Source organism: Acrocarpospora pleiomorpha (assembly GCF_009687885.1).
In the GTDB taxonomy this organism is placed as follows: Bacteria; Actinomycetota; Actinomycetes; order Streptosporangiales; family Streptosporangiaceae; genus Acrocarpospora; species Acrocarpospora pleiomorpha.
This window is the reverse complement of record NZ_BLAF01000041.1, coordinates 12,250-31,047: the sequence shown is the minus strand read 5'-3', so window position 1 is coordinate 31,047 and position 18,798 is coordinate 12,250. Positions and strand designations below refer to the sequence as shown.

The window sequence follows — 18,798 nt, the reverse complement described above, 5'->3', positions numbered from 1 at the left end:
GGCATGCCTCCCCCCTCGGCGTCGGCGACAGGGCGGAAACCCTCGGGTTCCGCCCTGAAAGCGCGTGGCAAGCGGCCGCGGCGCACCTTACGGCAGATCGCGCGCGGGGTGCGGCGGCGCGCCCGGCGGCTGGCCGGGCGGCTGCGCGGCGCCTACCGGCGCTCGCTCCAGCTGCGGGTGGTGACCAGCACGCTGGTCGTCTCGATGGTCGTGGTGGCCGTGCTGGGCGTGTTCCTGTTCCAGTCGATCACCGACGCGATGATCGCCGGCCGGACCCGGGCGGCGACCGCGGAGGCCAAGGCCAACGTGTCCAGCGTCGCCGGCTACTTCACCGTCTCGCAGAACGACGTGCCGCCCAAGGGTGACGACCACGGCATCGCCGTCAGCACCCCGGTCGAGCTCGCTGCCCGGGCCCTCGCCGAGCGCGCCGGATCCCGGTACGACGTGATCATCCTGAACAAGAGCCGGGTCGGGCAGGACCGCGCCACCGGCAACATCGACGTGGCCAGCGTGCCGGAACGGCTCCGCCGCGACCTGCAGAAGAGCGGCTCCACCACGCTCTCCTGGCGGCAGCCGGCCACGCTGCGCTACCTGGACCACGCCGAGCCCAACCAGATCGGCTTCGTGGTCGGCTCGCTGGTCTTCAGCCCGGACGGCACGTACGAGATCTACCACCTGTTCCCGCTGCAGGAAGAGGAGGAGACGCTCTCCTCGGTGCTCCAGCTGCTGATCATCGTGGGCGCCGGCCTGGTCCTGCTGCTCGCCGCGATCGCCTCGCTGGTCACCCGCCAGGTCGTCACCCCCGTACGGCTGGCCCGCCAGGCCGCGGAACGCCTGGCCTCCGGCCGCCTGGAGGAACGCCTCAAGGTCCGCGGCGAGGACGACCTGGCCCGGCTGGCCACCTCCTTCAACGAGATGGCCAGCAACCTGGCCCTCAAGATCCACCAGCTGGAGGAGCTCTCCCAGGTGCAGCGCCAGTTCGTGTCCGACGTCTCGCACGAGCTGCGCACCCCGCTGACCACCGTACGGATGGCCGCCGACCTGCTGTATGAGGCCCGTGAGGACTTCGACCCGATGGCGGCCCGCTCGGCCGAGCTGATGCAGGCCCAGCTGGAACGCTTCGAGTCGATGCTGGCCGACCTGCTGGAGATCAGCCGCTACGACGCCGGCGCGGCCACCCTCGACCTGGACCCGGTGGACATGCGCGACGTGGTGCTGCGCGCGGTCGGAGACTCCGAGGCGCTGGCCGAGCGGCACGCCACCCGGTTCGAGCTGCGGCTGCCCAACGAGCCGTGCATGGCCGAGTGCGACAGCCGCCGGGTCGAGCGCATCCTGCGCAACCTGCTGTTCAACGCCATCGAGCACGGCGAGGGCAAGGACATCGTGGTCGCCCTCGGCGCCGACCGGGACGCGGTGGCGGTGGCCGTCCGCGACCACGGGGTGGGGTTGCGGCACGGCGAGGAGAACATGGTCTTCGACCGGTTCTGGCGGGCCGACCCGTCCCGGGCCAGGACCATCGGCGGCACCGGGCTCGGGCTCGCCATCTCCCGCGAGGACGCGATCCTGCACGGCGGCTGGCTGCAGGCGTGGGGCTCGCCCGGGGAGGGCACCCAGTTCCGGCTGTCGTTGCCCCGGATCGCGGGAAGCGAGCTGAAAGGCTCGCCGCTGCCGCTGGTGCCGCCCGAGGTGGAGATGCGGCGCACCTGGCGCGGGCAGGCGACGCCCGTGCTGTCGGCCGCGGCGGGCGAGTCTGGGGTGTTCGATGTCGACTAGACGCTATCTGGCGGGTCTTGTCGCGCTGGGCGCACTGTCGGCGTGCACGATCGTGCCGTCCAGCGGCAATCCCACCACGGTGGAGAAAGAGGACGGCGGCAGCGACCCGCTGAGCCAGCCCTACGTGCGGGTCATCGCCACCGCGCCCAAGCCCGACGCCACCCCGGTGGAGATCGTGCAGGGCTTCCAGGCGGCCATGGCCGGGTTCGACGACACCAGCCGGGCGATCGCCAGGACGTACCTTACCCCGGAGACGCAGGCGACGTGGAATCCGGCGAAGGCCAACACGATCATCTGCGACTGCAAGTTCACCCCGGCCGAGATGCCCGATCAGGACGCCACGGAATACGCGGTGCCGATCACGGGCAAGCAGATCGCCACCATCGACCCGGAGGGACGCTACCTGCCCGCCGCCGACTCCGAGAACAACGCCTGGGACCCGATCTCGCTGGTGAAACTGAACGGGCAGTGGCGGATCTCGGCGGCCCCCGCGGCGCTGCTGCTCCGGCCCGATGACCTCTCCCGGGCCTACCGCACGGTCACCCTCTACTACCCCGACCTCGCGGGCCAGGGCCTGGTCTCCGACCGGGTGCGGCTGGCCATCGACCCGGTCCGGGGCTTCCCCGAGTCGCTGATCGAGCGGCTGCTGCTCGGGCCGAGCAAGCCGCTCTCCGAGGGCGTGCGGAACGCCTTCCCGCCCGGCACCGAACTGCGCGACATCCGGGTCGAGGACAACGCGGTGGTGATGGACTTCAGCGCGCAGCTGGCCGAGCTGGCCGCCTCCCCCGAAAGCCTGCGGGCAATGAAGGCCCAGCTGGCCTGGACGTTCACCGCGGTCGCCCCGCAGATGCCGATCGTGGTGACGATCAACGGGGAGCCGTTCCCCGGCGGCACGCTGCGCTTCCAGCGCGGCGACTTCGGCGAGTTCGATCCGTCCGTGCTGGCCAAGGAGCCGCCCGGCTACTACGTGCTGGACGGCACCCTGGTCAAGGAGTCCAAGAGCAACGAGCCGCCGACGCAGGTGCTCGGCGCGGCCGGGGAGCCCAACCAGGCCTTCGACCATCCGGCCATGGCCGAGCTCCCCGCCGGCCGGGTGGCCGCGCTCCGCCCCGAACCCGGGATCTGGGTGGCCGACCTGGCCGAGGGCAGCCAGTGGCAGCGCTGGATCAGCGGCCAGGGCAAGCTGACCCCGCCGTCCTGGGACCGGTACGGCGAGGTCTGGTCGGTCGAGAAGACCGGCCCGGATGACGTCCTGGGCTCCAGGGTCTGGCGGGGCGTGAACGGGCAGGCCATCCCGGTCACCGCGCCCGCTCTCGAAACCGCGAACGTGAAGGCGTTCCGGGTGGCCAGGGACGGGGTCAGGGTCGCGGTCATCGCCGACCACGGCGGCGGAGAGCAGGTGGACATCGGGATCATCGTCCGGATGGGCGACTACCGGGTCGGCGGCCTGGAGACGCTGATCCCGCCGGAGCCGGGCCGGACCATCCTCGACATCGCCTGGCAGGACGACGGCACGGTGCTGGTCCTCACCAAGGCCAAGCAGCAGTCGCTGCTCGTCTACTCGATCTCCGGCGGCGACGCCCCGGACACGCCCACGATGGACAACCGGATCAACTCGGTCACGGCCGCGCCGGGCGCCATCCTCGCGGCCGACGAGAACGGCGCGCTCCGCCGCTGGGACGGCACGAGGTGGAACGCCCCCGTCAAGTCGGGCGTGACCTACGTGCTGTATCCGCTGGGCTGAGGTTCTGTCGGTGCCGTCCGCCATTGTGGGCGGGTGCTCGACCTGCTCCTGCCGCCGCGCTGCGCCGGATGCGGCCGCGCGGGCTTCCTGATCTGCCCGGTCTGTACGGCGCTGCTGCGCGGCCTGCCGTCGCCGCGGCCTCCCGAGAATCCGCCGCCCGGGTTGCCGGAGTGCTGGGCCGCGGCGGAGTACGCGGGGGCGGTGCGGCGGTTGCTGCTCGCTTTCAAGGAGCGCGGGAGGGTATCGCTAAGGCCACAGTTAGGTGGCTGTCTGGCGGCGACCATCGCCGTCGCGGTGGGTGATTCGCGCCGTGCGCTGGAGCTCGTGCCCGTGCCGAGTTCCCCGGCCGTGACCCGCCGCCGGGGGCATGATCCGGTGCGGGGGATGGCGGCGGTGGCCGTACGGGATCTGCGGGGGTCCGGGTGGCCGGTCAGGCTCGCGCCGGTGCTGCGGCAGCGGCGGCGGGTGGCCGATCAGGCGGGGCTGAGCGCGCCCGAGCGGGCCGAGAACTTGGCCGGTGGGTATGTGGTCGCCGCAGGTCGGGTTAGGCCGTCTGCGGGCCCGATGGCCGTGCTGGTCGACGATGTGGTGACGACGGGGGCGACGCTGGCGGCCGCCGCGTCGGCATTGCGCGCGGCGGGGGTGGCGGCGCCCATCGCGGTGACGGTCGCGGCCACGAGGAAGCGGGTGACCGCAACGCGACACGCCCGGGATGATCAAAATTTGGTCCGTGACCCTAGGTAAAGAAACAGTTAAATAACGGTCTGGCCCGATGGTCACACCGCCATGGCCTGACCACGGCAGCCCCCCTGGTCAGCCTGGTCGACCGGCGTTCGCTTAGCAGAGGCAACCGCCACGAACACGGCAACCTCCCACCCCGCCCGCCACCGGGGAAAATCACCGACCGTGATCTTCCGCGCGAGCGCACGGCTGACATTCGGCCCGGTAGCGACTAGCGTTCAGGACATGGCACCCGTTCGGGTCCGTGGTTGCGCCGGACCGACTCCCGTGAGGGTTTCGGCCTGGCTAGCCGATGCCAGCCGCAGGCAAAACGGTCCACGTAAGGCGACTCTTGGTCGACCGATCACGGTGCGGCTTAGAGGTAAGTCCTGCCTTCCCGGGGGTCCAGATGGCCCCCGCCAGGAGAGAAGGGCAGTAGTGGCACAGAGCCGCGAACCCCTCAGCAGGCGGATGTGGGGACGAAGACCAGGTCGGCCGGACGGGTGCTCCTTCATGTCAGTCGAGAGGCGAAGGGGGGCTTTTGCGTGGACATCATCGTCAAGGGACGGCACACCGGAGTGAGTGACCGTTTCCGTGATCATGTGACGACCAAGCTGGCCAGAATCGAGCGTCTGGACAACAAACTCATCCGCGTGGACGTGGAAGTGTCCAAGGAGCGGAATCCGCGGATGGCGGATCAGCGAGAGCGAGTGGAACTCACCATCCACTGCAAGGGCCCGGCGATCCGGGCCGAGGCGGCCGCGGACGACCGGTTCTCCGCCCTCGACATCGCTCTCGGCAAGCTCGAGTCACGGCTGCGCCGGATCAGCGATCGGCGCAAGATCCATCACGGGAAGAACTGCCCGCCCTCGGTGGCCGAGCTCACCGCGGCGCTGGCCGACGTCAACCAGGAATCCGACTCGACGCGGATTCGTGTACCCGAGCCAGAGCCCCAGTACGACTACGTCCCACCGCAGAAGCGCAACGGCTATACCGAGCCCATCATCCCGATCGAACAGGACGGCGACGGTCCGCTGGTCGTCCGGGAGAAGTTCCACCAGGCCGACCCGATCACCATCGACCAGGCCCTCCTGGAGATGGAACTGGTCGGCCACGACTTCTTCCTGTTCCGCGACAAGGAGGGCGGGCAGCCCAGCGTCGTCTACCGGCGCCGTGGTTACGACTACGGCGTGCTGAGGCTCGTCGAAAGCTGACCCCGAGTCGCCCTACCCTTCATGCAGGAACTCGGCGCCCCACATCATCGTTGATGGTGCGGGGCGCCGGGCGCTCAACGGTACCGACGAAGATCGATAATGAAGATCCTCGCCAGGGCTGGAAGCCATGCCATGATGGCGGTCCAGCGACCTTGGCCCCCCACGAGGAGGAGCTGTGAGTGAGCGCGGCGAGCGGGACGAGGTGGCCCGCTCTGCTGGTCGTAACGAACCGATCCGTGTCCTGATAGTCGACGATCACGCGTTGATCCGGCGCAGCCTGGAGCTGGCGCTGGCCGCGGAGGATGACATCGAGGTCGTCGGGGAGGCGAGCGATGGCCAGGAGGCGGCCGAGCTCGCCGAACGCCTGCTGCCCGACGTGATCCTGATGGACGTGCGCATGCCCCGCAGGGACGGCATCCAGGCCGCCCGGGGCATCAAGGAGAGCATGCCGTCCGCCCGGATCATCATGCTGACCGCCAGCGACGAGGAGGAGGACCTCTTCGAGGCGTTCAAGGCCGGCGCGACCGGCTACCTGCTCAAGGACGTGCAGATCGACGAGGTCCCCGACGCGGTCCGCGGCGTGCACGGCGGCCAGTCCTTCATCAACCCGGCCATGGCGACCAAGCTCATCACCGAGTTCGCCAGCATCAGCCGCAAGGAAGCCGAACGCCCCCCGCAGCTCCCGGTCCCCCGCCTCACCGACCGCGAGATGGAAGTCCTCCGCCTGGTCGCCAAGGGCATGAACAACCGCGAAATCGCCAAGGACCTGTTCATCTCCGAGAACACCGTCAAGAACCACGTCCGCAACATCCTGGAGAAACTCCAGCTCCACTCCCGCATGGAAGCCGTCGTCTACGCGGTCCGCGAACGCCTCCTGGAGATCACCTGACGCCCGCCGCGCGCCGCGCGGAGCTTCGCGCGCGGGCGCGCCGTCTCGGACTGCTGGTGGAACTCCCGCCGCGTCCGAGGATGACCGACGCTGAACGGCAGCAGGCGCGTGATTCGACTCGGGGGATCGGCCCGATCGTGGATTCGCTGTTCGCACAGGGGCGATAACCGATTCAGCTCACCCGGTTGATGTGGATTTGAGCGCAGTTGACCCGGGTGGCTGCATCGGTCGGGGCCGTAGGCGTCCAGGGAATTGGTGCCAGGTTGCAGGGACGGTAGCGGGATCAGGTCACTCGGTCGATGCGGATTTGAGTGCAGTTGACCCAGCTGGCTGCTTCAGTCAGGGCCGCGTGGACGGCGTCCAGGGATTTGGTGCCGGGTTCCAGGGTGACCTGGCGGGCGATGAGGGTGTCGCCTTCGCGGGCCGGGTCGACGCGGGCGACGAGTTTGCCGCCGGAGAGGATCGGCATCGCGAAGTAGCCGTGGACGCGTTTGTCCTTGGGGACGTAGGCCTCCAGGCGGTGGGTCATGCCGAAGACGCGTTCGGTGCGGGCGCGGTCCCAGATGAGGGAGTCGAAGGGGGAGAGCGGGGTCGTGCGGTGGCGGCCCCGGGGGTCTCCCGCGGCGAGGGCGGCGGGGTCGGCCCAGGCGTTGGGGGTGCGGCTGCGGGCGGCGGGGAGGCCGGTCATGGTCACAGGGGTGCCGCGGGTGCGGGCGGGAGGCCAGCCGGAGACATGGACGGGGACCAGGCCGGAGGCGCCGCTCTGGAGGGCCTCGTCGAGGTGGGCGGCGTGTTCGCCCTTGACCCGGGTGTAGTCGACGAGGTCGGCGCGGGTGGCGACGGCCAGGGACTCGCCCGCGACGCGGGTCAGACGGGTCACGGCTTCGGCGTCGGCGAGTTCGGTCTCGCGCAGGTGCGCGGGGACGACCCGCTCGGCCAGGTCGTAGACGCGGCGCCAGCCGACCCGCTTGACGCAGACGACCTCGCCGATGTCGAGCAGGAACTCGATGGAGATCTTCGAGTCGGACCAGTCCCACCAGGGGCCGCCGTTCTTGGCGCCGCCGATGTCGGTGGTGGTCACCGGGCCCTCGGCGCGGACCCGGTCGAGGACCTTGTCGATGGTGGCGGGGACCTCGTGCCAGCGCACGCCGCGGTCGCGGTAGGCGCGGCGGCGAAAGCCGAACAGCGGCCAGTGTTCGAGGGGGAGGACGCAGGCGGCGTGGCACCAGTATTCGAAGGCGTCGCCGCTCCAGTAGGCGCGTTCGACCGTGTCGCGGCCGACCGCGCCGAGGCGGGCGTAGGCGACCAGTTCGTGGGAGCGAGCCAGCACCGAGATCGTGTCCAGCTGGACCGCGCCGAGGCGGCGCAACATCGCGGGGGCGCCGCCGCGGCGGCCTTCGGCGCCCAGGAAACCCTGGGCGCGAAGAATCAGCCGCCGAGCCTCGTCGGCCGTCAGATCGTGCACCATCTCGAGCCCGGTCGGATGTCCCGTCGCGGGAACTGTCGTGGGCCCTGCCTTTCGGACCGGCTCAGGTTCGGACGAATGCCCCGCGTCGGGCGCCGTCTCGGGAACCATGCTGGGAACTGTCTCAGGCCCTGCCTTGCGCACCGTCGATTCCGTCACAGGCCCGATGGTAGAACCCGCCACCGACAAAACGGCTACACCGGTTTCGGCTCACCCGACAAATCCGGATTTATCGGGATCAGTTGGCCTCGAGGGCCTTGCGCTCGTGTTCGGCCTGCTCCAGCCTGGCCTCGTGCGGCGAGTGGTGTTCCTGCGCCGCCAGGGCCCGGGGCGCGTCCACGATGACGTCGGAGAAGATGTCGAAGATCAGTGCCAGCAGGCCGCCGACCCCGCAGATGCCCACGCCGACCCAGACGAACAGCCAGTTGGGGCCCGAGTTCCCGCCGAGCCCGGTCAGCGCCACCCCGCCGACGGTGAACCCGATCAGGATGACGGAGACGGCGAGCCACGATTTGGCGCTGCCCCCGTGACTGCCCTGGTGCGCAGTTTCTGCCATATCCGCTACCTACCTGACCCGCCCCGCCGGAACACGGAGCCTCGTTCGTACGTTTGTCAGGGTTGAGCCTAGCGACATGCCCCCTCGGTGCGCCCCTGGGACCTCCGCTCTTCCTCTACCCGGCGTCAGACGGCTGTGTCGGGTGGCTGTGTCCGGTGGTGGAACCGCCTACGATGGCTTCGGGGAAGTATGTCTTGTCCTCAACCTCGGTGGATGAGCCGGGGTAGACCTGCGAGGAGCTTTACTAACCGTGGCAGCCATTCTCGACAAGATTCTTCGCGCCGGCGAAGGCAAGACTCTGCGTAAGCTCAAGCGCCTCGCCGACCAGGTCAATTCCATTGAGGAAGATTTCAAGAGCCTGACCGACGCCGAACTGCGCGAGCTGACCGCGGACTACAAGCAGCGGCACGAGGCCGGCGAGTCTCTCGACGATCTGCTTCCCGAGGCGTTCGCCACCGTGCGCGAGGCCGCCCGCCGGGTGCTCGGCCAGCGGCACTTCGACGTGCAGATCATGGGTGGCGCCAACCTCCACATGGGCAACATCTCCGAGATGCGCACCGGTGAGGGCAAGACCCTGACCTGCACGCTGCCGGCCTACCTCAACGCCATCACCGGCAAGGGCGTGCACGTCGTCACGGTCAACGACTACCTGGCCAAGCGCGACGCCGAGACCATGGGCCGGGTGCACCGCTTCCTCGGTCTCGAGGTCGGCGTGATCCTGGCCAACATGCCCCCCGACGAGCGCCGCAGGCAGTATGGCGCCGACATCACATATGGCACGAACAACGAGTTCGGCTTCGACTACCTGCGTGACAACATGGCCCAGTCCAGCGAGGAGTGCGTGCAGCGCGGGCACCACTACGCGATCGTCGACGAGGTCGACTCCATCCTCATCGACGAGGCGCGGACCCCGCTGATCATCTCCGGCCCCGGCGAGCAGTCCGGCAAGTGGTATGCCGAGTTCTCCAAGATCGTGCCGAGGCTGCGCCGGGGCACCGAGGGCAAGGACGGCCAGGAGAGCACCGGCGACTACGTGGTCGACGAGAAGAAGCGCACCGTCGGCATCCTGGAAATGGGCGTCGAGAAGGTCGAGGACATCCTCGGCATCGACAACCTTTATAAGCCTGAGCACACCCATCTGGTGCAGTTCCTCAACAACGCCCTCAAGGCCAAGGAACTGTTCAAGAAGGACAAGGACTACATCGTCGTCGACGGCGAGGTCCTGATCGTCGACGAGTTCACCGGCCGCGTGCTGCACGGCCGCCGCTACAACGAGGGCATGCACCAGGCCATCGAGGCCAAGGAAAGCGTCAAGGTCAAGGACGAGAACCAGACCCTGGCCACCATCACCCTCCAGAACTACTTCCGGTTGTACGGCAAGTTGGCCGGCATGACCGGCACCGCCGCCACCGAGGCGAACGAGTTCCACCAGACCTACAAGCTGGGCGTGGTCCCGGTCCCGACCAACATGCCGATGATCCGCAAGGACCAGGCCGACGTCGTCTACAAGAGCGAGGACGCCAAGTTCCAGGCCTGCGTGGAGGACATCAAGACCCGGTTCGAGAAGGGCCAGCCGGTCCTGGTCGGCACCACCAGCGTGGAGAAGTCCGAGCGCCTGTCCCGGATGCTGAAGCGCCAGGGCGTGCGCCACGAGGTGCTGAACGCGAAGAACCACGCCCGTGAGGCCGCGATCATCGCCGAGGCGGGCCGCAAGGCCGCGGTCACGGTGGCCACCAACATGGCCGGTCGCGGCACCGACATCATGCTCGGCGGCAACCCCGAGTTCCGCGCCGACCTGGAGCTGCGCCAGCGCGGCCTGGACCCGGTGGAGACTCCGGAGGAGTACGAGAAGGCGTGGCCCGAGGCGCTGGAGAAGGCCAAGGAGGCCGTCAAGGCCGAGCACGAGGAGGTCGTCTCCATCGGCGGTCTCTACGTGCTGGGCACCGAGCGGCACGAGTCGCGCCGCATCGACAACCAGCTCCGCGGCCGGTCCGGCCGGCAGGGCGACCCCGGCGAGTCCCGCTTCTACCTGTCCCTTGAGGACGACCTGATGCGGCTGTTCAACTCGGCCCGGGTCGAGATGATCATGACCAGGCTGAACATCCCCGAGGACCAGCCGATCGAGTCGGGCATCGTCTCCAAGGCCATCGCCTCCGCCCAGCACCAGGTCGAGCAGCAGAACTTCGAGATCCGCAAGAACGTCCTCAAGTATGACGAGGTCATGAACCGCCAGCGCAAGGTGATCTACGCCGAGCGCCAGCGCGTGCTGGAGGGCGCCGACCTGCACGAGCAGGTCCGCACCTTCATCGGCGAGGTGGTGGACGACTACGTCAAGGCCGCCACCTCCGAGGGCTTCTCCGAGGAGTGGGACCTCGACAAGCTGTGGAAGGCGTTCGGCGAGCTCTACCCGGTCAAGATCACGGCCGCCGAGCTGACCGAGGAGGCCGGGGGTTCCAAGGCCGACCTGGACGGCTCCTTCATCGCCGAGAAGACGAAGGTGGACGCGCTCAGCGCCTACGACCGGCGCGAGGAGGAGTTCGGCACCAAGGTCATCCGCGAGGTGGAGCGCACGGTCGTGCTCTCGGTCATCGACCGGAAGTGGCGCGAGCACCTCTACGAGATGGACTACCTCCAGGAGGGCATCGGCATGCGCGCCTATGCCCAGAAGGACCCGCTGATCGAGTATCAGCGCGAGGGCTACGAGATGTTCGCCGCGATGCTCGACGGCATCAAGGAGGAGTCGGTCCGCTGGCTGTTCAGCGTGCAGATCCAGGTTCAGGAGAACCCGATCAGCTACGAGGAGGGCGAGGGCGACTCGGCCGTCGCCGAAGCCAGCTCGATCATCTCCAGGGCGTTGCGCCGGCCGTCCCGCCCCGCGGAGATGATCTACTCCGCTCCCGGGGAGAGCGGCGAGGTCGAGGTCAACCGGGTGCGGTCCACGCCGGAGCAGCGGGCGGCCTACGGGAACGTGGAGCGTAACGCGCCGTGCCCGTGCGGATCCGGTAAGAAGTACAAGCGCTGCCACGGAGACCCGAAGCACGCCAACGCCTGAACGGTTCTGACGGAGCCCGCGCCCTGGTGGCGCGGGCTTCGTCGTCTCAGGCGGTTTCGAAGTCGGTGATCAGCCACTGGGCGCCGAACTTCTCGAGGCGGATGGCGAGGGCGCGGCTGCGCGGGCCGCAGTGCACGAGCAGGCACATTTCCACCGCTCCGGGGCGGGGGGACTGCACGTGGGGGACGCCGACCATCGGCGCGCGCGGGGTTTCGATCATCTTTCCGGCTCGGATCAGTTCGGTGTAGGCGCGTTCGGACATGCGGTCCTGGATGGTCTCGGGCGGTCTTCGACCGGCGAGGATCTCGGCGAGCGCCTGGCCGAGGCCGCGCAGGCGTCGTTCGTTGGGGATGGAGCCGGATGTCCCGATCGCCAGCGGCCGCCGCTCCCGTACGGGCTGGGGCGCCAAAGCCAGGGAACCGGTGGTTCGCGGCTGTTCGTCGTACGGCGGGTCGGCTGGGGGGACGGGCACGAGCCGGGGGAGGGGGATCGGCTGGGGCATCGAGTCTCCGAGGGGGTCGGACAATCAGACCCCTACAAGAGATTCCGGCCCACCCTGCGAAATATGCCCGCGCCATTTTCTTGGGCCCGGTACGGCGATTCGCCCGCAGTCGCCACGAAGATCCACCACGCTGGCGCACCAGCTTCGGGGAACCGGCCGACCGCAACCGATCAGCGAACTAGGCTCGGGACTGTGTCGTTTCGGTGCTTTCGCCGGAATCCACGTCCGGTTCCGGCTCCCGGCCCGGGGTCATGATGTTCAGCCGCCTGATCAGGAAGCTGAAGACCACGTAGTAGACCGCCGCGTAGATCACCCCGACCAGCATGATCAGCCAGAAGTTGTGCGTGTTGCCCTTGCCGATGTTCAGCAGCGCGTCCGTGGCCCCGGCCGAGAAGCCGAAGCCGAGCCGCGCGTCCAGCGCCGCAAGCAGCGCCATGGACAGGCCCGTCAGCAGCGCGTGCACCACGAACAGCACCGGCGCGACGAAGATGAACGCGAACTCGATCGGCTCGGTGATGCCGGTGACGAACGAGACCAGCGCGGCGGAGATCATGATGCCGCCGACCGCCGTCCTGCGGTGCGGCGGCGCGGCCCGCCAGATGGCGATCGCGGCCGCCGGCAGGCCGAACATCATCACCGGGAAGAAGCCGGTCATGAAGGAGCCCGCACCGTCCGCGCCCTGCAGGTAGCAGGTCAGGTCGCCGGTGAACTGGGTGCCGTTGACCACGCAGCCCGGCACCTGGAACCAGACGATGGAGTTGATGATGTGGTGCAGGCCGAGCGGGATGAGCAGGCGGTTGGCGGTGCCGTACACCCCGGCGCCGACCTCGTTGTGGTCGGCCAGCCAGGAGCCGAAGTTGTTCATCAGCTCGCCGATCGGCGGCCACACCAGGCCGAAGACGACACCTAACAGCACGCCCGCGAACGCGGTGACGATCGGGACGAACCGGCGCCCGCCGAAGAACGCCAGCCAGGCGGGCAGCTTGATCCGGTAGTACCGCTGCCAGAGCAGCGCCGCCACCAGGCCGATGACGATGCCGCCGAGCACCCCGGTCGGGTTCCCCGCCGCCCAGTTGATCACCTCGACCGGCTTGCCGTCCGCCCCCACGACCTGCTGCGACACCCGCTGGTGTACGACATCCGCCGCCGGCGCGTCGAAGAACAGGCCCTTGGAGACCCGGTCGAAGATGAGGTATCCCACCAGCGCGGCCACCGCCGTGGAGCCGTCCGACTTACGGGCGAAGCCGATCGCGACCCCGATCGCGAACAGCAGCGGCAGCGCCCCGAACAGCACGTCCCCGGCGTTGGCCAGCACCTTCGCCACGTTCGCCATCCAGCCGAACCCGGCCACGTCGGCCAGGCCGCCCGGCTCCGCGCCGTTGGAGCCCAGCATGTCCGGCTGGCCGAAGCGCAGCAGCAGCGCGGCGGCGGGCAGCACGGCGATCGGCAACATCAGCGACCGGCCGAGGCGCTGGAGCACGCCCATCACGGTGGAACTCATCGGTGATCCTCCAGGGAGAGGGGAGGTTGTTAACGCCTCGGCTCCAGGAGGGTGCGGAGCTGGTAGCGGTCGGCGCGATAGGTCGATACCCCGAGTTCCGCGCATGCCCCACCGACATAGGAACGCCGGGCCAGCAGCAGCACGGCGCCGCCGCGGGGCAGCTTGAGCAGGTCGGCGTCGCTCGGATCGGCGATGCCGCCGTCGATGGTCAGCTCGCCGGCGTCCAGCACGAGTCCGTACCGCGATTCGAGCAGCGCGTAGAGGGAACGGCCGGACAGGTCGTAGGCGTCCAGGTCGGGGGCGAGCGCCACCGGGATGTGCGCGCGTTCGACGCACAGCGGTTCCCCGTCCGCCGTGCGCAGGCGCTCGATGAAGTGCACCGCGTCGCCGGGCTGGATGCCGAGCTCGCGGGCGAGATGGGCGCTGGCCCTGACCACCCGGCGATCCAGGTCGCGGGAGCCGGGCTCCAGGCCACGGGCGCGCATGTCGTCGCTGAAGGAGGTGAGCTGGAGCGCCAGCTCGATCTTCGGGCGGGCGACGAAGGTGCCCTTGCCGGGGACACGATGCAGGCGCCCCTCGGAGACCAGGTGATCGACCGCCTGCCGTACGGTCATCCGGGAGAGGCCGAAACGCTGGCAGAGCTCACGTTCTGACGGGATCGCCGCGCCGATCGGGAGTTCGTTGCTCTCGATCAGGTCCAGCAGGATCTCGCGCAGCTGGAAGTACTTGGGCACCGGGCTGTCGGGATCGATCTGGGCCACTGTTGCCTCCCCTCTCGTATTAGGTAGGGTTCCTACTGGTCTAGTCCGGACTAGACCACAGGCCCGAATTCTCTGTCAACGTACGGACCTATAACGGGATGAGCACCAGATGACGACGAAAATGCGTAGCGAGATAGCCGAACAGCCCGCCGCGCTCCGAGCCACGCTGGACGCCCTGCTGCCGCAGGTCGGGGAGGTACGGCGGCTGGGGGAACAGACCCGTCAGCTGCTGTTCATCGCCCGGGGGACATCCGACAACGCCGCAGTCTACGGCCGATACCTCATCGAGGCGCACGCAGGACGCCTGTCCGCCCTGGCGGCGCCGTCGATCGCCACCACCTACCGGCGGCGGCTGGACCTGGACGGGGTGCTCGCGGTGGCGGTCTCCCAGTCGGGGCGTACCGAGGAGATCGTGGAGACGCTGGAGTGGGCCGGCGACTGCGGGGCGCGGACGGTGGCGATCACCAACGGCGGGCCGGAGAGCCCGCTCGCGCTCGCCGCCGATCTGGCGCTGTGCACGGTCGCGGGGGAGGAGAAGGCGGTTCCGGCCACCAAGACCTACACCACCCAGCTGGCCGCGATGGCGGTCCTCGCGCTGGGCCTGGGGGCGGACGTGAACGCGGCCGACCTGGACCGGGTGCCGGACGCGGTGGACAAGCTCATCGACAACCCCGGCGATCTCGACGCGCTCGTGGAGGGCCTGGCGGACAAACCGGGTGTCGTGGTGTCGGGCCGAGGGCTCGCGTTCTCCACGGCGCTGGAACTGGCGCTGAAGCTCAAGGAGGCCTGCTACCTGCACGCCATGGGGCTCTCCTACGCCGATCTGCTGCACGGGCCGATCGCGGTGGTGGACGAGGACACGCCGGCCATTCTGGTCGCCGCCCAGGACGGGCCGACCCTGCCCGGGACGATCGCGCTGGCCGAGCGGGTGACCGGAGCGGGCGCGGCGGCGTTCGGGGTGGGGGGCGGGACCCGGCTGGCGGCCGTCTCGACGGCGTCCCTGCACGGGCCCGACCTGCCGGAGTGGGTCGCGCCGCTCGGCCTCATCGTCCCCGGGCAGCTGCTCACCGAGGCCCTCGCGCGCAGGCTCGGCATCGATCCGGACGCTCCGCGCGGCCTGAACAAGGTCACCCAGACCGATTAGGGTGAGTCACCGATCCGTAACGGAGGAGGCTGACCATGGCGGCAGACGCGCGGGCGATCATCGCCGGTCTCGGTGGGGTGGACAACATCATCGAGATCGACCCCTGCATCACCCGGCTGCGCACCGAGGTGCGGGACGCCGCCAAGGTGGATCAGGCCGCGCTCAGGGCCGCGGGCGCGCACGGGGTGATGTCGGCGGGCAACATCATCCAGGTCATCGTGGGTCCGGAGGCCGACACGATCGCCAGCGACATCGAGGACATCATCGGCTGAGGGGGAACTTGTTGACACCTGTGCTGGCTCCGATGGCGGGTGCGGCGATCAGCCTGTCCGCCGTGCCGGATCCGGTGTTCTCCCAGGCCATGATGGGTCCGGGCGCGGCCATCGACCCGGCGCGCGAGCCCGGTCTGGCGCTCGCCCCCATCTCCGGGACAATCGTGAAACTGCACCCGCACGCGTACGTGATCGTGGGCGCGGACGGGCGCGGCGTGCTGGTGCACCTGGGGATCGACACGGTCCAGCTGAAGGGGGCGGGCTTCGAGTTGCTCGCCGGCGAAGGCGACCTGGTTCCGGCCGGGCAGCCGGTGGTGTCCTGGAATCCGGCGGCCATCGAAGCGGGTGGCCGCTCGCCGATCTGTCCCGTGGTGGCGCTGGACGCGCCCGCCGCTTCCGTCCTGCGGGTCGCCGCGGGTCCCGTACACGCCGGAGATGAGCTTTTTCAATGGGGATGAGGGCCGCGGCGCTGTTCGACCTGGACGGCACGCTGATCAACTCCGAGGCGCGCAGCCTCGTCGTCTGGGGCATGCTGCTGGACAGCCACGGCGTCGAGCACGACGAGAACGTGCTGCGCGGGTTCATGGGCCGCCGCGGGCCCGACGTGCTGGGCGAGCTGCTGCCGGGTTACGACGTGCGCGCGCTGCTGGCCGAGATCAACTCCTACCTGGCGCTGCCCGGCCTGCCCGAGGTCGAGGTGGTGCCCGGCGCGGCCGACTACGTCCGCTCGGTCGCCGCCTCCGGCGCGCCCACCGCGCTGGTCACCTCCGCGCGCCGCTGGTGGGCCGAGGACCGGCTGCGCTGGCTCGGTGTGTACGACCTGGTCCAGACCATGGTCACCGCCGAGGACGTGACGGCAGGGAAACCGGACCCGGAGGCGTACCTGACGGCGGCCGCCCGGTTAGGGGTGGAACCCGCCGACTGCGTGGTTTTCGAGGACTCACTCGCCGGGATTGCCGCGGCGCGGGCGGCGGGTATGACGTGCGTGGGACTCGCGACCACCCATCATCCCGGCGAATTGGCGCATGCAGATCTGGTCGTGGCCGATCTCACTGGTGTGAAATGGCCAATAACCGGGTGGTCTGGACCGCCCGCGTAGCAGAGGAGTTTCCGTGGCCGAGCGCAAGGTAACCGTCGAATCCGAGGTGGGCCTGCACGCCCGCCCCGCCGCGACGTTCGTCCAGACCGCGACGAAGGCGCCGATGGACGTGACCGTCGTGAAAATGGGCAGCGGCGGGACCCCGGTCAACGCCAAGAGCATCCTGTCGGTGCTCGCGCTGGACGTCCGGCATGGCGACACCATCATCATCAGCGCCGAGGGGGACGGGGCCGACTCGGTCCTCGACCAGCTCGCGGCCATAGCGTCGGCGAGCTGACATGACGGCCTCCGCTGTGGAGTTGCGTGGCTCGGGGGTCAGTCCGGGGGCGGGGTATGGTCCCGTACACGTGCTGGTCGGGGCGATTCCGGAACCCGCGCCCGGTTCGCGGTATGACGGGGAGGCGGCGGCCGAGCGGAAGCGGGCCGCGGACGCGCTGGAGCGGGTCGCCGACGATCTCGAGGCGCGGGGGGCCAAGGCCGGGGGAGCGGCGCAGGACGTGCTGGGCGCGCAGGCCATGATGGCGCGCGATCCCGGGCTCGAAGTCGGGGTCGCCGAGCTCATCGACGAGGGCACGGCCGCGCCGCGCGCGGTTTTCGAGGCGTTCGGGCGGTATCGGGAGCTGCTGGCCGCCGCTGGGGGGTATCTGGCGGAGCGGGTGGCCGATCTGGACGACATCCGGGATCGGGCCATCGCGTTGCTGACCGGGTTGCCCATGCCGGGGGTGCCGGAGTCGGCGGCGGAGCCGTACGTGCTGGTGGCCAAGGATCTCGCGCCCGCCGACACCGCGCTGCTCAACAAGAATCTGGTGGCCGCGTTCGTGACCGAGGAAGGCGGGCCGACCAGCCACACCGCCATCCTGGCCCGGGCCATGGGCGTGCCCGCCGTCGTCGGCTGCGCGGGGGCGACCTCGCTGCCGCAGGGGGTCTGGGCGCTCGTGGATGGGGCTTCCGGTTCTGTACGGCTCTCGCCTGAGCGGGCCGACGTGGACGGACTGCTCGGGGCGGCGGCTGCGCGGGAGGCCGTGCTGGCGGCGAGCATGGGTCCGGGGGCGACGTCGGACGGGCACGCGGTGCCGTTGCTGGCCAACGTCGGAGGGCCGCGGGATCTGGAGTCCGCGCTGGCGCACGGGGCGGAAGGGGTCGGGCTTTTCCGGACCGAGTTCCTCTTCCTCGATCGTGCGGAGGCGCCGACAGAGGAGGAGCAGGAGGCGGCCTATCGTGCCGTTTTCGATGCTTTTCCTGGGGGGCGGGTCGTGGTGCGGACCCTGGACGCCGGGGCTGACAAGCCGTTGGCGTTCCTGCCGCCGTCGGGCGAGGAGCCCAATCCGGCGCTGGGCGAGCGCGGCCTACGGCTTTTCCGGAAATATCCGGAAATGATGGGAAGTCAGCTTCGGGCGCTCGCGCGGGCGGCCGCCGGCACGCAGGCGCAGGCGTACATCATGGCGCCGATGGTCGCCACCGTCGAGGAAGCCTCCTGGTTCGTGTCCGCCTGCCACGACGCCGGCCTGCCCAACGCCGGAATCATGATCGAGATCCCGTCCGCCGCGCTCCGCGCCCACCACCTCGCCACCGCCGTCGACTTCTTCTCCATCGGCACCAACGACCTCACCCAGTACGCCCTCGCCGCCGACCGCCAGGTCAGCGGCGTCGCCGAACTCCAGGACCCCTGGCACCCCGCCGTCCTGGACCTGATCGCCCTCACCGCCACCGGCGCCGCCACCACGGGCAAATCCTGCGGCGTCTGCGGCGAAGCCGCCGCCGACCCCACCCTCGCCTGCGTCCTCGTCGGCCTCGGCGTTACGTCCCTGTCCATGGGCTCGCCCGCCCTCCCCTGGGTACGCGCCGCCCTCAGCCGCCACACCCTCACCCAATGCCGCGCCGCCGCCGCCGCGGCCCGCGCCGCCCTCTCCGCCGCCACCGCCAAATCCGCCGCCCGCAACGAACTCCCCGGCCTCGCCGACCTAGGCTTATGATCTGGGCTTTGTAACTCGGCCTCGGGTTCTTTGATCCCGGGCCGGGTTGTCGACTCGCGTGCGGCTCCTCCTCCGGGTGGAACAGGGCCTGGGGGAGGAGCCGCGCGCACCAGATCTCAGAGGCGGTTGTCGG

17 protein-coding genes are annotated in these 18,798 nt (G+C 69.8%); 12 read left to right on the top strand and 5 right to left on the bottom strand.

Annotated elements, in window-relative coordinates; genetic code table 11:
- The first annotated feature begins 3 nt into the window (after positions 1-3).
- The 5 genes from mtrB (at position 4) to Aple_RS31105 (ending at position 6,340) form a co-directional block, all read left to right on the top strand.
- Positions 4-1,773 (top strand): MtrAB system histidine kinase MtrB, encoded by a 1,770-nt coding sequence (mtrB, locus tag Aple_RS31125; RefSeq protein ID WP_155348291.1) that lies wholly within the window; start codon positions 4-6, stop codon positions 1,771-1,773.
- Complete coding sequence (locus Aple_RS31120) at positions 1,763-3,517, top strand: LpqB family beta-propeller domain-containing protein (protein ID WP_155348290.1); 1,755 nt, start codon at positions 1,763-1,765, stop codon at positions 3,515-3,517. The genes mtrB and Aple_RS31120 overlap by 11 nt, the downstream gene beginning before the upstream one ends.
- 33 nt (positions 3,518-3,550) lie before the next feature.
- Positions 3,551-4,261 carry a ComF family protein gene (locus tag Aple_RS31115; RefSeq protein WP_155348289.1) on the top strand — a complete coding sequence of 237 codons (711 nt, stop codon included), beginning with the start codon at positions 3,551-3,553 and terminating at the stop codon, positions 4,259-4,261.
- A 521-nt stretch (positions 4,262-4,782) separates the two neighbouring features.
- Positions 4,783-5,451 carry a ribosome hibernation-promoting factor, HPF/YfiA family gene (hpf, locus tag Aple_RS31110; RefSeq protein ID WP_155348288.1) on the top strand — a complete coding sequence of 223 codons (669 nt, stop codon included), beginning with the start codon at positions 4,783-4,785 and terminating at the stop codon, positions 5,449-5,451.
- A gap of 175 nt (positions 5,452-5,626) precedes the next feature.
- Positions 5,627-6,340, top strand: a complete 714-nt coding sequence (locus Aple_RS31105) for a response regulator (protein ID WP_155348287.1) — start codon at positions 5,627-5,629, stop codon at positions 6,338-6,340.
- A 283-nt stretch (positions 6,341-6,623) separates the two neighbouring features.
- Here Aple_RS31105 and Aple_RS31100 read toward each other — a convergent pair whose 3' ends face one another.
- Positions 6,624-7,916 carry a winged helix-turn-helix domain-containing protein gene (locus Aple_RS31100; RefSeq protein ID WP_246264900.1) on the bottom strand — a complete coding sequence of 431 codons (1,293 nt, stop codon included), beginning with the start codon at positions 7,914-7,916 and terminating at the stop codon, positions 6,624-6,626.
- 127 nt (positions 7,917-8,043) lie between these two features.
- Positions 8,044-8,361, bottom strand: coding sequence for a hypothetical protein (locus Aple_RS31095; protein ID WP_155348286.1), 318 nt, complete (start codon positions 8,359-8,361; stop codon positions 8,044-8,046).
- A gap of 250 nt (positions 8,362-8,611) precedes the next feature.
- Between Aple_RS31095 and secA the strand changes: the two genes are divergently transcribed.
- Positions 8,612-11,413: a preprotein translocase subunit SecA gene (gene secA / locus Aple_RS31090; protein WP_155348285.1), complete on the top strand. Its 2,802-nt coding sequence runs from the start codon at positions 8,612-8,614 to the stop codon at positions 11,411-11,413.
- A 46-nt stretch (positions 11,414-11,459) separates the two neighbouring features.
- Here secA and Aple_RS31085 read toward each other — a convergent pair whose 3' ends face one another.
- The 3 genes from Aple_RS31085 to Aple_RS31075 all read right to left on the bottom strand — a co-directional run bounded on the left by Aple_RS31085 (position 11,460) and on the right by Aple_RS31075 (position 14,177).
- Complete coding sequence (locus Aple_RS31085) at positions 11,460-11,915, bottom strand: Rv3235 family protein (RefSeq protein WP_155348284.1); 456 nt, start codon at positions 11,913-11,915, stop codon at positions 11,460-11,462.
- Between the two features lie 178 nt (positions 11,916-12,093).
- The gene (locus tag Aple_RS31080; protein ID WP_155348283.1) at positions 12,094-13,416 is read right to left on the bottom strand and encodes a PTS transporter subunit EIIC; all 1,323 of its coding nucleotides are present in this window, start codon (positions 13,414-13,416) and stop codon (positions 12,094-12,096) included.
- A gap of 29 nt (positions 13,417-13,445) precedes the next feature.
- Positions 13,446-14,177: a GntR family transcriptional regulator gene (locus Aple_RS31075; protein WP_155348282.1), complete on the bottom strand. Its 732-nt coding sequence runs from the start codon at positions 14,175-14,177 to the stop codon at positions 13,446-13,448.
- Positions 14,178-14,286: 109 nt separating this feature from the next.
- On the opposite strand from Aple_RS31075, the gene Aple_RS31070 reads away from it, so the two are divergent.
- The 6 genes from Aple_RS31070 to ptsP are packed head-to-tail and all read left to right on the top strand — an operon-like array spanning position 14,287 to position 18,665.
- Entirely contained in the window at positions 14,287-15,321 is a 1,035-nt protein-coding gene (locus tag Aple_RS31070) for an SIS domain-containing protein (RefSeq protein WP_155348281.1), read from the top strand.
- Positions 15,322-15,356: 35 nt separating this feature from the next.
- On the top strand, positions 15,357-15,593 hold the full coding sequence (locus Aple_RS31065; RefSeq protein WP_155348280.1) for a PTS sugar transporter subunit IIB: 237 nt from the start codon (positions 15,357-15,359) through the stop codon (positions 15,591-15,593).
- Positions 15,594-15,604: 11 nt separating this feature from the next.
- Positions 15,605-16,051 (top strand): PTS sugar transporter subunit IIA, encoded by a 447-nt coding sequence (locus Aple_RS31060; RefSeq protein WP_155348279.1) that lies wholly within the window; start codon positions 15,605-15,607, stop codon positions 16,049-16,051.
- A complete protein-coding gene (locus tag Aple_RS31055) occupies positions 16,042-16,692 on the top strand; it encodes an HAD family hydrolase (RefSeq protein ID WP_155348278.1) in 651 nt (216 codons plus the stop codon). Before Aple_RS31060 ends, Aple_RS31055 begins: the two co-directional genes overlap by 10 nt.
- A gap of 13 nt (positions 16,693-16,705) precedes the next feature.
- Entirely contained in the window at positions 16,706-16,969 is a 264-nt protein-coding gene (locus Aple_RS31050; protein ID WP_155348277.1) for an HPr family phosphocarrier protein, read from the top strand.
- A gap of 1 nt (position 16,970) precedes the next feature.
- Positions 16,971-18,665 carry a phosphoenolpyruvate--protein phosphotransferase gene (gene ptsP / locus Aple_RS31045; protein ID WP_155348276.1) on the top strand — a complete coding sequence of 565 codons (1,695 nt, stop codon included), beginning with the start codon at positions 16,971-16,973 and terminating at the stop codon, positions 18,663-18,665.
- Positions 18,666-18,798 lie beyond the last annotated feature (133 nt).